Origin of the sequence: Pseudofrankia asymbiotica, from assembly GCF_001983105.1 — a bacterium.
GTDB classification, from domain to species: domain Bacteria; phylum Actinomycetota; class Actinomycetes; order Frankiales; family Frankiaceae; genus Pseudofrankia; species Pseudofrankia asymbiotica.
In genome coordinates this window covers 1-13,296 of the sequence record NZ_MOMC01000040.1, presented here as the reverse complement: position 1 = coordinate 13,296, position 13,296 = coordinate 1, and the positions used below count along the sequence as shown (strand labels likewise).

General features: G+C 71.6%; 10 protein-coding genes. 2 read left to right on the top strand and 8 right to left on the bottom strand.

Annotated elements, in window-relative coordinates:
• Window positions 1-67: 67 nt before the first annotated feature.
• The 8 genes from BL253_RS19710 to BL253_RS19675 form a co-directional block, all read right to left on the bottom strand.
• Window positions 68-565, bottom strand: a complete 498-nt coding sequence (locus tag BL253_RS19710) for a hypothetical protein (RefSeq protein ID WP_076818602.1) — start codon at window positions 563-565, stop codon at window positions 68-70.
• 7 nt (window positions 566-572) lie between these two features.
• A complete protein-coding gene (locus tag BL253_RS19705) occupies window positions 573-1,325 on the bottom strand; it encodes an ABC transporter ATP-binding protein (RefSeq protein WP_476644116.1) in 753 nt (250 codons plus the stop codon).
• Window positions 1,322-2,065: an ABC transporter ATP-binding protein gene (locus tag BL253_RS19700; protein WP_076818601.1), complete on the bottom strand. Its 744-nt coding sequence runs from the start codon at window positions 2,063-2,065 to the stop codon at window positions 1,322-1,324. Before BL253_RS19700 ends, BL253_RS19705 begins: the two co-directional genes overlap by 4 nt.
• A complete protein-coding gene (locus BL253_RS19695) occupies window positions 2,052-4,379 on the bottom strand; it encodes a branched-chain amino acid ABC transporter permease (RefSeq protein WP_076818600.1) in 2,328 nt (775 codons plus the stop codon). Before BL253_RS19695 ends, BL253_RS19700 begins: the two co-directional genes overlap by 14 nt.
• Before the next feature lie 103 nt (window positions 4,380-4,482).
• Window positions 4,483-5,901, bottom strand: coding sequence for an ABC transporter substrate-binding protein (locus tag BL253_RS19690; protein WP_076818599.1), 1,419 nt, complete (start codon window positions 5,899-5,901; stop codon window positions 4,483-4,485).
• A gap of 589 nt (window positions 5,902-6,490) precedes the next feature.
• Complete coding sequence (gene lipA, locus BL253_RS19685) at window positions 6,491-7,447, bottom strand: lipoyl synthase (protein ID WP_076818598.1); 957 nt, start codon at window positions 7,445-7,447, stop codon at window positions 6,491-6,493.
• Window positions 7,444-8,121 carry a lipoyl(octanoyl) transferase LipB gene (lipB, locus tag BL253_RS19680; RefSeq protein WP_241834955.1) on the bottom strand — a complete coding sequence of 226 codons (678 nt, stop codon included), beginning with the start codon at window positions 8,119-8,121 and terminating at the stop codon, window positions 7,444-7,446. Before lipB ends, lipA begins: the two co-directional genes overlap by 4 nt.
• Window positions 8,122-8,249: 128 nt before the next feature.
• On the bottom strand, window positions 8,250-8,981 hold the full coding sequence (locus BL253_RS19675) for a Type 1 glutamine amidotransferase-like domain-containing protein (protein WP_096336045.1): 732 nt from the start codon (window positions 8,979-8,981) through the stop codon (window positions 8,250-8,252).
• A 321-nt stretch (window positions 8,982-9,302) separates the two neighbouring features.
• On the opposite strand from BL253_RS19675, the gene BL253_RS19670 reads away from it, so the two are divergent.
• The gene (locus BL253_RS19670; RefSeq protein WP_158230381.1) at window positions 9,303-11,279 is read left to right on the top strand and encodes a protein kinase family protein; all 1,977 of its coding nucleotides are present in this window, start codon (window positions 9,303-9,305) and stop codon (window positions 11,277-11,279) included.
• A 1,025-nt stretch (window positions 11,280-12,304) separates the two neighbouring features.
• Window positions 12,305-13,296 (top strand): sigma-70 family RNA polymerase sigma factor (locus tag BL253_RS19665; RefSeq protein ID WP_076818595.1); only part of this gene is annotated, 992 nt, incomplete at its 3' end.

The following is a 13,296-nucleotide window of genomic DNA, read 5'->3' as shown; positions in this document are numbered from 1 at the left end:
CGCGTCCTGCCCTGGACGGAGGCACGCGGCTGGCGAAACTCCCCTGGGCCCGTTGGCGCCCCGCGCGTCAGCTGACGCTGGCGACGACGGCGTCGTCGGCGTCGGCGGCGTCGGCGTCGTCGGCGTTCTTGCCCGGCCCCTCCGGCGGCCCGGCCGACGGCCCCGCCGCGGCCGCGGCCGGCGTGCCGGTGTCAGCCGCCGAGGGCGCCGCCTCCGGCTGGCGTGGCTGGTAGGCGGCGACCACCTGGTCGATCTGGCTCCGCGACTCGTAGATCTGGCGCAGCAGCCAGAACCGCAGGAATCTCGCCAACGACGCGTAGAGGAACAGCGCCGCGCCGGCGCCGGCGACCGCGAGGAACGCGACGGCCAGGATGATGTCCGACTGGATGTCACGGGGGTCGTTCAGGTTGCGGGACGACGCGTACACCACCAGGTCGACGACGATGCCGACGGCCATGAGGACGATGCCGACGATCTGCAGGACGCCGTCCCGGCGCGCGTCCCCGGTTCGTACCTTCAACTTGGACACATCGGCCTTGAACTGGTCGATCCGGCCTTGTTCCATCGTTGCTTCACGCTCCCAGGTACGAGGCGGAGAGGATCTCCTCCACCTCTGACGGCGCACCGACGTCGACGATCCGGCCATGAAGCATGAGCGCTACCTGGTCGGCGATGGGCAGGACAGTGCGGGCGAACTGCTCGACGATGAGGATCGACATGCCCTCCGCCGCGAGGCGGCCGACGATCTCGTAGAGCTCGCGGACGACCCGGGGGGCCAGCCCCATCGAGAGCTCGTCCAGCAGCAGGACGGCCGGGGTGGTCCCGAGCGCCCTGGTCAGCGCCAGCATCTGCTGCTGGCCGCCGGAGAGCGTGCCGGCGAGCTGGCCGCGGCGCTCGCCCAGAGCGGGGAACCGCGCGTAGGCGGCCTCCTCGAGGTCCGCCAGCGAGGTACCGGCCTGGGACATCATCCACAGGTTCTCCCGGACGGTGAGGTTCGGGAAGATCCCACGGCGCTCCGGGATCGTGCACATCCCGAGCCGCGCCAGCGCCTCGGCCGACGCTCCGGTGACGTCGCGGCCGGCGAGCCGCAGCTGTCCGCCGGCCGGCTGGTGCAGCCCGCAGCAGATGTTCAGCGTGGTGGTCTTGCCGGCGCCGTTCGGCCCGAGCAGGGCGACCACGGAGCCGGCGGGCACCGCGAGGTCCACCCCGTGCAGGACCTCGATCGGGCCATACCCGGCGCGGACCCCGGTCAGCTCCAGCAGCGGCGGCTCGGAAGCAGAACTGGCACTGGCACCGGCCGCCGGCATGCCGTCCGTCCCGCTCACGCGGCGCCCTCCTCGGCCGAGCCCAGGTACGCGTCGATGACGGCCGGGTCCGCGCGGACCGCCTCCGGCGGCCCCGAGGCGATGACCTTCCCGTAGTCCAGCACGTAGATCATCGAGCACACGTCCATCACCAGGCCCACGTCGTGCTCGACGAGGCAGATCGCGATGCCGTCCCGCGACGCGAGCCGCCGCAGGAGGCGCCCGAACGCCTCGGTCTCCTGCTCGGTCTGACCGGAGGCCGGCTCGTCCAGCAGCAGYACCCCCGGCCCGGTCATCAGCGCGCGGCCGAGCTCGACCAGGCGTGCCTGGCCCGTGGGCAGCTCGGCGACGTCCCGGCCCGCGACGCCGGCGAGACCGACGAGCTCGAGGACCCGGTCGGTTTCCTTGTCGAGGTCGATGCGCCCGGCGCGCCGCCACGCGTTGCGTATCTGGCCGGCGACCCGGACGTTGTCCCGGACGGACAGCGACACGAACGGCTCAAGGCGCTGAAAGGTGCGGGCGAGGCCGCGGTGCGCCCGCTTGTAGGGCGGCAGGCTGGTCACGTCAGCGCCGTCGACGAGCACCCGCCCGTGGGTGGGGGCGAGCAGCCCGGTGACGATGTTGAACAGGGTGGTCTTGCCGGCCCCGTTCGGGCCGATGAGCCCCGTCACCCGGCCAGGCTCGACAGAGATCGAGACGTTGTCCAGCACGACGTTGCCGCCGAACCGGACCGCGACGGCGTCTGTCTCAAGCAAGGCCATGCCGGGCCTCCCATCCTGCTTCGGTCGACGGGGAAGACCCGAGCCGCGCGGCCCGCATGGCCGGCGTGCCGGGCAGGCCCAGCGTTCGGTCCAGCAGCGCGAGATGCTCGGGCGCGAAGGGGACGTCCACGCCGACAAGCTCCAGCGGCACCTCGCCCGAACCGGCGACGGCCAATCCGACCTTCCTGGCCCGCGCGGCGAGAACGAACCGGTCTGTCACCAGCGGGGTGACCCGCGGCCAGATCCCCCACAGCAGGAAGCTCAGTGCGACGAACCACCAGTTGCTGATCGTGTCGGTGTACGCCAGCAGGTACACGACGGCCTGCAGCGCCAGACCGGCGCCGAGCATGGCGCGGGCGCGCCTGAACACCGCGAAGGTCTCGATGATGTCGTTGACGAAGCCGGTCGGATTGCGGGACAGGCCGACACCGATCAACGCCGGCAGCACGGTCGAGAACTGGCCCAGGAACGAGAACAGGCCGTGCAGGGAGCTGTGGTCCGTGCCGACCTTGTCGAACACGTTCTGCAGCGCCACGAAGCCGACGCCGGCGAGCAGGCCGCCGGCGAGAGCCCCGCTGACATGGCCGATGCCCGCGACGACCACCGTCATGACCAGCCCCAGGCTGACGAAGATGGTGAACCGGTCGGGGTTGACGGAGACCAGTGCCGACGACATCAGGGCGCCGCCGAGGCCCGCGATCGCGGCCGAGAGCATGAAGACCGAGAGTTTGAGGCGGACGGGGTTCTGCCCCAGCGTGGCGCAGGCCGCCGGGCTGTCCTTCAGTGCTACCAGGCGGTGCCCGTAGCCGCTGCGGCGCAGCGCGACCATGAGCACGCCGAGCACCGCGAACAGGATGGTGACGACCATCAGGAACGTGCCGCCGTCGGCCAGGTCGATCGCGCCCAGTCTCGGCCGCGGGACGTTGAGGGTCCCGTTCGGGAAGATCGAGAACTTGATGTGCAGCAGTGGCAGCACTCGGGGAACCGTGTCCGCGACGACCATGGTCGAGACGAACACACCGAAGGCCATCGTGGCCAGCGCCAGGTAGAGCCCGCGCAGGCGCAGCGCCGGCAGCGCGACCAGCGCTCCGACCACCGCGCACACCACGGCCGCGAGCAGCAGGCCCCACACGGTCATCCGGGTGTCCGGCCCGCTGCCGGTGATGCCGTAGTGGTAAGCGATGATCGTTCCGATCGCGCCGAAGGACACCGGGGCCAGGTTGATCTCCCCCGCGTAGCCGGTCAGCGGGACCAGCGACAGCGCGACGATCGCGAAGGTCATGCCGGTGACCATCGTGTTGACCACGGTCGGCGCCATGATCTCCTTGAGGAGGAACATCCCCACGACCAGGATCACCGCCCAGCTCAGCGCCATCCGCATGGTCGGGACCCGGAACCGCTCCCGGGCCCTGGTGATCGTCCCGCCGCGCAGCCGGTCCTGCGGCAACCGGAGAAGCACGACGAAGAGCAGGATCATCGGCAGCGAGATGCGGAAGTTCGAGGTCCACGTCCACCGCTCGCTCGGGAAGTACGCCAGCACGTAGTTGTTCGCCAGGCCCAGTACGACGGCGCCGAGGAACGTCAGCGGCACGCTGCGCAGCCGGCCGAAGACGGCGGCGGCGAAGGCGTCGATGACCAGYAGGGTGAGCGCGTTCGGGTCGAGCGAGCCGCCCAGGATCGGTGTGATCAGGATGCCGGCGAGCGCCGCGAGCATGGCGCCGAACGCCCAGGACAACGTCGCCAGCCGCTCCGGGCGCCCCCCGGTCAACCGCAGCAGCGGCGGATCGTCGACGACGGCGCGCATGCCGACGCCCGTGCGGGTCCGGTAGAAGAAGAAGCGCAGCCCGACCGCGATCACCACCGCGGCGGTGAGCGCGAGCAGTTCGTGGTACGTGATGTGGCTGCCGAGGACGTTGACCTGGTGGGTGGGGCCGAAGAAGTAGTCGAACCGTCGAGGGACGGTCGGGTCCCAGATCCAGTTCGCCAGGGCGAGGGAGCCGACGGTCAGAGCGACCGTCACCGTAATCCTCGTGATCTCCGTCGTTTCCCTCAGGCCTCGCATGATCGACAGATGCAGCAGCGCGCCGAGGGCCGGCGCGAACACGCCGAGCACGGCGATGAGCGCCAGTGGGGCCGGCCAGTTCCAGTCGAACCGGATCTGCCAGTAGATGAACGCCGAAAGCATCGCTATCGAGCCATGGCCGAAGTTGAAGATGCCGGAGGTGGTGCATGTCAGGACCAGACCCGAGGCGGCGATTCCGTAGATACCGCCGAGCACCAGGCCGAGGATGGTGTATTGCAGAAACTGCTCCACTGCTGAGCCAACCCGTCTCGAGTGACCCTTCTCCATCGACTGGCCCGCCGCCCGCGAATCGGGGCGGCGGCGGGCCACTCAAGGAAAGTCGCCGCGGACGCGGCTAGGCCTGCGGCTTGATGGCCTTGTCGGTCAGGTAGTTCAAGGCGATCCGGTCGGCGTTGAGCTTCACGGTCACGAAGTCGGCAGGCAGTTTCACGGTGTAACTCGGGGAGCAGTCGAAGCTGCCGGTCTTCTGTGGGTACACCTGGACGTACTTCGTGCCCTGCAACCGCAGCAGCATGCCGCAGGTCGGACCGTGGTTCCCGCCCGGGTCGGTCGCCGCGTGCATGCMGCCACCGGTCCAGTCGTGGATCTTCGCGAGTTCGTTGACCATGCACTGCCTGGTCAGCGTCGACCCGCACTTCTTCGCCGCGGTCGCCCACAGCAGGAAGGACGAGGTCGCCTGCATCCCCAGCTGGCTGGTGTCACCACCGTCGGCCTTGACGACGTCGATGTACTTCTTGACAGCCGGGAACTGGTCGGCCTGCTCCATCGGGATGTAGGCCGTGCGGACGAAGACGTCATCGGCGAGGCCGTTGGTGTTGAAGTCCGCGAAGCCCTTGACGTAGTTGTTGGTCTCAGTGATCCAGAGCGGGTGGAAACCGACCTGGTTGGCGGCCTGCAGGGCGTTGTACAGCTGCGGGCCCGCGGAAAGGGTGAACCAGACGACCTCCGCCCCGCAGTCCTTCAGCTTCTGCATGAACGGCTTGTAGTCGGGCTCGCCGAAGTAGTTGACGGTCTGCGTACAAGGCAGCCAGTTCCAGCCGAACTGCTGGGCCGTGACCACCCCGCGCCTGGTCGAGTAGTTCTCGGTCGCCAGCGTCGTGGTGTACTGAGCAGCCTTCTTGATCTTGTCTGGGTAGAGCTTGGCGAACTGGGCGTAGAACGCCCCGACCGTCTCGTCGGCCGGGCTCGGCACGGCCTCGAACTGCATGGGACCGTTCGCGAACTCCGGGCTCACCGAGTACGTCTCGACCGACGCGAGGTTGCAGTTGACCCGGGTCTGCTCACCGGTGGAGTCGAGCGCCCACCCCTGGCCGACGAGCATGAACGCCGAGGCGCATGCCTCGGTCATCACGTTGTTGGTCTCGGTGATCTTGGCGTCGTAGAACTTGCCCTCGATCTTGCGGCCGTTGATCCCGCCCTGCTCGTTGCACCAACCGATCATCGCCTTCATGGCGTCACCGATCTCGTGCGACAGGCCGGGGCTGCCGGTGAAGCCGCGGTCGTCGCCATAGGCGATGTCGATGGCGGTGTCGGTGACGCCCTGGTCCGTCGCACCCTTCGCGGTTCCCGGGCCGCACGGGCTGGGCAGGTCACCGAAGGTCTGGGAGGCCGGCGCCGCACCGCCCGAGGTGCCGGTGGGCGCGCCGCCGCCCCCTTCGGGATTCGCGCCACGGTTGCCCGACGCACAGGCAGCGGCCAGGACGGCCACCATCGCCAGGACGCCGAGGCATCGTAATCGGGACGGTCTCTCCATGGCACACCCTTCATGAGGGGAACACCGCTGCTGCTACGCGGCCGACCATCACGGACAACCCAACGGCGCCGAGGCGGTGRCCTCACCGGAGCCCACGTCGCCGGCTCCGGTGGACGGGAACCGTATCCACGCTGAATCTGATGGTCAATCATGGATTACGCCGCCGCACGGATCGCGGATCCTGCCTACTGAGGGGCGATCCTCCGTCGATCCCTATATTGATCATCTGATGCGCCATCAGATCAGGGCTGACGCTCCGCCCCCGCCGGTCGCCGGCTCCGGCGACCGGCCGCTCGGTGCAGGCGCCGCGGAGCGGGCCCGGGAAGCGGTTTCGGCCGCGCTCGGTCATCCTGTCGCCGACCGACGACCATCGGGTCGTCTGACGGCGCCGACGCGGCCGCTTCCTCACCCCCATCAAGGCGCGCCTGGAGGAAGGCCGCCTTCGAGGCAAAGCCCGACCCCAGCACCGACACCAAGGTGGCCCGTGCGCTGTGCCGGCGCCGGCCAAGCGGTGACGCGCCGGTCATCCGACGGTGCCGGTTGGCCCCGGCTGAGAGGTCCGAGTGGGCTGTCCCGAGCGGGTGGTCCGTCAGGCGGGCTTGGACACCGCTGCCGGGGACTGGCCGCGGGCCGCGATCGCCTGCTGGTAGAGGCGGCCGGCGCGGTAGGACGAGCGGACGAGCGGGCCGGCGAGCACCCCGGCGAAGCCCAGCTGTTCGCCGCGCCCCGCCCACGCGACGAACTCCTCCGGCCGGACCCAGCGCTCCACCGGGTGGTGACGCGGGGTGGGCCGCAGGTACTGGGTGACGGTCAGCAGGTCGCAGCCGGCGGCGACCAGGTCGGCCATCGCCGTCTCGATCTCGTCGTCGGTCTCCCCGAGCCCGAGGATCAGGTTCGACTTCGTCACCAGCCCCGCCGCGCGGGCGGCGCTGATGACCTCCAGCGAGCGCTCGTAACGGAACGCCGGCCGGATCCGCTTGAAGATCCGGGGAACGGTCTCGACGTTGTGCGCCAGCACCTCGGGGGCGGCCCCGAACACCTCGGCCAGCTGCTCGGGACGGCCGCCGAAGTCGGGGATCAGCACCTCGACCCCGGTGCCAGGCGACAGCTCGTGCACGGCGCGGACCGTCTGGGCGTACAGCCAGGAGCCGCCGTCGGGCAGGTCGTCGCGCGCGACGCCGGTGATGGTCGCGTAGCGCAGGCCCATCGTGCGCACCGACTCGGCCACCCGGCGGGGCTCGTCCCGGTCGAGCGGAGTCGGCCGGCCGGAGTCGATCTGGCAGAAGTCACACCGGCGGGTACAGACATCACCGCCGATGAGGAACGTCGCCTCCCGGTCCTCCCAGCACTCGTAGATGTTGGGGCAGCCGGCCTCCTCGCACACCGTGTGCAGGCCTTCGGCGCGGACCAGGTTCTTGATGTCGGTGTACTCCGGCCCGGTACGCAGCCGGGTGCGGATCCACGGCGGCTTGCGCTCGATCGGCGTCGCCGCGTTGCGCGCCTCCAGCCGCAGCAGTGGGCGCCCCTCCGGCGCGACCGCGGTCACGCGGGCACCGCCGCCGGCTCGGGCGCCGTCCGGACCGCGCCCGCCGGCCTGATCGCGCCGTCCCCTTCCGACGGGCTGCCGCCGGCGAGGAAGTGGCCGAGATGGTGGAGCAGGTGCCGCTCGACGACCGGCCGGACCTCGGCGACGGTGACCGTCCGGCCCAGCTCGCCGGTGAGGCTGCCCGCGCTCGCGTCGGTGATCCCGCAGGGGACGATCCGGCCGAAGGCTCCCAGGTCGGGGCAGCAGTTCAGCGCGACCCCGTGGTAGGTGACGCCCTTGCGGACCCGGATGCCGATGGCGCCGAGCTTTCGCTCGTCGTCCAGCGTCCAGACGCCCGAGCGCCCCTCGACCCGGTGGGTCGGCACACCGAACTCGCCACAGACGGCGATCATCGCGTCCTCCAGTGCCCTGACGTAGGCGACCACGTCGAGCGGCCGGGGCAGCGCCACGATCGGGTAGCCGACCAGCTGACCCGGGCCATGCCAGGTGATCTTGCCGCCTCGGTCGACGTCGACGACCGGGGTGCCGTCGACCGGGCGCTCCCAGGCCTCGGTGCGCCGGCCGGCGGTGTAGACGTCGGGGTGTTCCAGCAGGATCAGCGTGTCCGGCGCGTCCCCCGCGGCTCGCCTCGCCGCCAGGTCACGCTGCAGATCCCACGCCTCGACATACGGCACAACGGACAACCGCAGGACATCCACCCGCCCGAGCCTACCTGCTACCCCGTAGATTTTTGCTGGCGCAAAGATCTACGGGGACCCCTCGCGCCGGGCCCGGCAGAAGCGGAACGGGTGAAGGGCTGCGGCTAGCCGCGCGGGTCGGGGAGGAGGCGGGGCTCGACGGCCGTCTCGACGACCGCGCCGTCCTGCCCGAGCTCGACCCGCCAGGCCTTCGCCTTCGGCCGGTCGGCGACGGCCTCGACCAGCTGCGTGCCGCGGAAGTGCAGGCCGGCCCCGTCGTCGGTGGCCCAGCCCGCGGGCAGCACGCCGTCGCCGACGAGCTTCTGGTAAAGCGGGCGGCGGGCGGCCTCGGAGTCGTAGTGCGGGGTGTTGCTGAACGGCAACAGCGCCAGGCCGTTGGTCACCGGCCGCAGGTCGGGGCCGAAGGAGTCGGTCGTACCGCCGACATGCCAGCACAGCGAGCCGGCCGACACGCCCGCGAGCACCACCCCGGCACGCCACGCCTCGGCCAGGATCTCCGGCAGCCCGTGCGCGCGCCACACCGCGAGCAGGTTCGCGACGCTCCCGCCGCCGACCCAGATGACGTCCTGGCCGAGCAGGTGCGCGCGGATGTCGTCCACGTTCGGCATCGGGAACAGCGCCAGGTGGCTGGCCCGCACGTCGGGACGGTCGCGTGACATCGCCGCGTACCAGCGGGCGTAGGCCGCCGAGTCGTCGCCGAGCGCGGTCTCCAGCAGGCATACCCGCGGCCGGTCACCGGCGTCCGACAGCGCGATCGCGTGCTCGATCAGCGGCCCGATCCGGGCACCGTAACGCCCGTCCGGGCGATAACCGCCGCTCGTCGCGAGGATGTTCACCGCTGCACTCCACTCCAGTCCAGTCCGAGGCCGGACCTGGGCCGGTCCGGCCTCGATCTCCAACCTATCCGGGGGGCTCCCGCTGATCCTCGCGGACCGGCGTAGCCAAGCCGCGCGTCGGCAGGCCAGCCAGCAGGTTCCGCGAGGGAGTCCTGATGGGTGGCCGAGCGACGGATCGGACCGACGCGCCGGTGCCGTGGTGCCGCGCTGGCCCGCCTGGGTGATGGGTGCGGGCGGGATCAGCGCCGCATGGCAGGAAGTTATCCACAACTTGCGCGGAACTCGGGACATCGCTATCCCAATCGGCCAGCGTCGCGGTTTGTGACGTCGACCCACGGTTATGGGACAGAACCTCCCCCGCCCGACGGCCCGGACGAGCTGGGGCCGCCGGGCGGGGCGGAGACGCCCGCGCCGCCGACCGTGCCAGGGGTGACGCTCGGGGGATGGCCGGGCGACGCGGGTGCCGGCGAGGTCTGGGCCGCGACGCTCGACGACGACGCCACCCCGTGCGTGGTCCGGCTGATCCGGCTGCCGGCCGACCCTGTCAGGCGGGGCCGGGCAGCCGCCGCGGGGCGGCGCCTCATCCAGCTGCGCCATGCCCACCTGGTGCCGGTGCTCGCGGTGGAGGAGGTCGACGACGGCCTCGCGGTGGTGATGGCTCGGGTACCGGAGGCCGTGAGCCTGCGCAGGCTGCTCGCCGCGCGTGACCGGCTGGAGCCAGGCGAGGTCGTCACGGTCGGCCTGCCGATCGCGCAGGCGTTGGCGGCCACGCACGAGGCCGGCCTCGCGCACGGCACGCTCACCCCGGCCGACATCCTGCTGGAGCCGAACGGCCGGCCCCAGCTCGCCGGGATCGGCGTCGCGGCGCTGCGCGCGCTCGCGGCCGGCGGGCCCGCGCCGACGGCGGCGGGCGACGTGTACGACGTCGCGGACCTGTTGCTCGACACGATGGCGCGGGCGACCGGGCCGGATGCCGCGGCGGTGGCCGTGGCCGTGGCGACCGCCCTGGTGCCGGACCCGGGCAGACGGCCGACCGCCGCGGAGCTGGCCTCGGCGCTCGCGCACAGCGCCCGTCCCGCTCCCGTCCAGATGATCGACCCTCCCCCACCCGTGCCGCCCCCCAACGAGGAACCTCGGCCCCAGGGCGGCGCCGGCCTTCTGGCCACGGACGACGCCCGGGCGCGGGCCACCGAGGCGGAGCCTGGCGGCCCGGGCGGGGAGGGCGGGCACGACGAGGACGACGGATACGACAGGTACGCCGGCGGCGCCGTCCACGGGACGTTCGGCACCGGCACCGGCACCGGCACCGGCACCGGCACCGGACGCGACGATGACGATGACGACGTCGTCGACGCCGTCATCATCGGCCCAGCCGCCGGGGACGACGAGCCCCCGGCTGGTGGCACGGTCGTCGAGGGGGCCGTCGTCGACCCGGAGGTCGACGTCCTGCCGATACTTCCCCGGCCGGAACCGCCAGGTCCTCGGCTCCCCAGGCCTCCCAGATCGGCACCCCCGGTAGGGGAAGGACGCCCGCGCGGCCGCGGCCCCCGGCCGTTCCCTGGCGGCCGCCCCACGGACGACTCGCCTCTCGACGCCGGGCGGCGGCCCGCGACATCGCCGCGGGCCGGCGGTCCTGGCGCCGAGGTCGAGCCGGGTGCCGGCCGGAACCGAGCTCACACGCCCCGGCGGGGCAGCCGGGAGGCACGCGGGCGCGGCCGGCTGTCACGCCCGATGCTCGTGCTCACGGGGGTCGTCGGACTCGTCGCGGTCGCTGTCGCCGCGGTGCTGCTGAGCACCTCCGGAGGTGGCACGCACGACGAGGTGGGCGCCCCGGTACCCGGGGCGGTCACACCCGGCGGCGTGGGCTCGGCCAGGCCCTCGGCGGCGACCTCCGCGACGGCGAGCCAGCCGCCGGAGAAGGCCTGGGAGACGGTGCTCGCCGGTCTGGACGCGGCCAGGGGCCGCGCCTTCGAGCAGGTCAACGAGTCCGCGCTCGGGGACGTCTACGAGGTTGGCAGCGCGGTCTACGCCGCCGACCTGGCACTCCTGCGCCAGGTCGCCGGCCAGGGCGGCCACGTCTCCGGGTTGTCGTTGCGGGTCCTGGACCTCCAGATCCGCGAGCAGACCCAGGATCGCGCGGTGCTGCGGGTCACCGAGCAGCTGGGCGCCTACGAGATCCTGGACGCGGGCGGCAAGGTGCTCCTGCGCAAGGAGCAGGCCGCGCCCGAGCGCAACGACGTCACACTGGTCCGCACCACGGCCGGCTGGCGGATCTCTCAGCGGGTCATCGCCGCCTGACAACCGGAGCGGGCCCACGAGCGTCTTCCTCGACACCGACGTGTCCGCGTCGGACCAGGACATCGGGGGTAGGCACACCGGAGCACGGGGCTCGAGGTTCCCGCCGTTCGGCGGAACCCGGGTTTCCCATGAGGTCCGGGACCCGCCGCGACGGCGGGCCGGACCGCCGATGACCGGGGCGTTCCGGCGCGCGGCGCTCCCCGGATCATCACTCGACGAGAAAGGCGGCGGTTGTGGTGGCGGAGGCGAGATCGTGCGACCATGGCTGCGCTCCCCTAACGATCACGCCGCCGTCGGGGACTCGGCCTCGCCGGGCCCGGTGACGCCGGCAGGCGAGGAGATGGGCGCTATGGGCGAGTGCGGCCAGGCAGGGCGGAGGGTCCTTGTGCCGTCGTCTCCGCGTGCCGCCGTTCCAGCCGTCGCCCAGGTGCGAAAGTATGCGGGTCAGCCACGCCGACCCGCGAGGATCGGAGCGAGCCGAAGCGTGACATCCGGGAACCCGGGCTGTTCCATCCACCACCGGGAGTTCCAGGGGACCGACCCGCGGTCGGTCATCCGCGCCCGCCCCTGTGCGAAGCGAGATTCGTCGGGCACCAGGCAGGAGATCGGGTGAACGCCTCCCCGGCCGACACGCTCCGGGACCCGGCGGGAATCCGCGCCGCCGCCAGGCGGTCATCAGTCACCGCCCGGGGGCCAGGTGCAGCGAGAACCGCCTCGTCGAACCGGGCCGCCGCCTGGCTACCCACTCACCGCAAGTTGTGTCGTATCCTTGAGGGCGAAACCTCGCCACTATACTACATCACGGTAGTTCGGTCAATACATTGGACGCGCGGCGATGGTGAGCCCGACAACAGTCCGGCGCGACGAAACGACCAGATCGGGCAGGGCGGCCCGACCAAAGGAGGTGCGACCTTGAAAATCGAGCGCGCATCCGCCGGTCCCGGCCGCTTTGGCGATTACTGTGGGTCGGTCGATCACGCCAGATCGGTTCATCATCGTCATTCCGGCAACAGGATTCGGGAGGGGTGGCGTTGACACAGCCCGCGACTCAGCCTGTCACGCAGTCTTCGGGGCAGCCGTCAGCGCAGGAACCCGGCGCCCAGGGCGCGGGGCAGCCAGCGGCGCAGGCCCCTCGGCAGGCCACGAAAGYCCCGTCCCGCCGGGCGGCCGGCCCGGGCGGGGCCTCACGTCGCAAGGCCGACGCTGACAAGACGCCGGCGCCAGCCGAGGCGGCACCGGCCCCGCGCGCGGCGGGCGCTGACGACGAGGACGAGGAGGACGCCGAGTTCGACGCGTCCACCGAGACCGAGGAGCCCGACGAGCCGGAGGCCGACAAGGTGCCGGCGGCGGCGTCGGCCGCCGACCGGATGTCGCACGACAGTGTCCGCCAGTACCTCTCCCAGATCGGCCGGGTCCGGCTGCTGACGGCCGAGGAGGAGGTCGACCTCGCCAAGCGGGTCGAGGCAGGCCTGTTCGCCGCCGAGAAGCTCGCCGCCGACGCCGGCCTCGCGGCCAAGCTGCGCGCCGACCTGTCGTGGGTCGAGCGGGACGGCGAGGTCGCGAAGAGCCGGCTGGTCGAGGCGAACCTGCGGCTGGTGGTCTCCATCGCCCGCCGCTACGTCGGGCGGGGGATGCTGTTCCTGGACCTGATCCAGGAGGGGAACCTGGGCCTGATCCGGGCGGTCGAGAAGTTCGACTACACCAAGGGTTACAAGTTCTCGACGTATGCGACGTGGTGGATCCGGCAGGCGATCACGCGGGCGATCGCGGATCAGGCGCGGACGATCCGGATCCCGGTCCACATGGTCGAGACGATCAACAAGCTGATCCGGATCCAGCGGCAGCTCCTGCAGGACCTGGGCCGTGAGCCCACTCCTGAGGAGATCGSCAAGGAGATGGACCTGACCCCGGACAAGGTCCGGGAGATCCAGAAGGTCGCCCAGGAGCCCATCTCGCTGGAGACGCCGATCGGTGAGGAGGAGGACTCCCACCTCGGTGACTTCATCGAGGACACGGA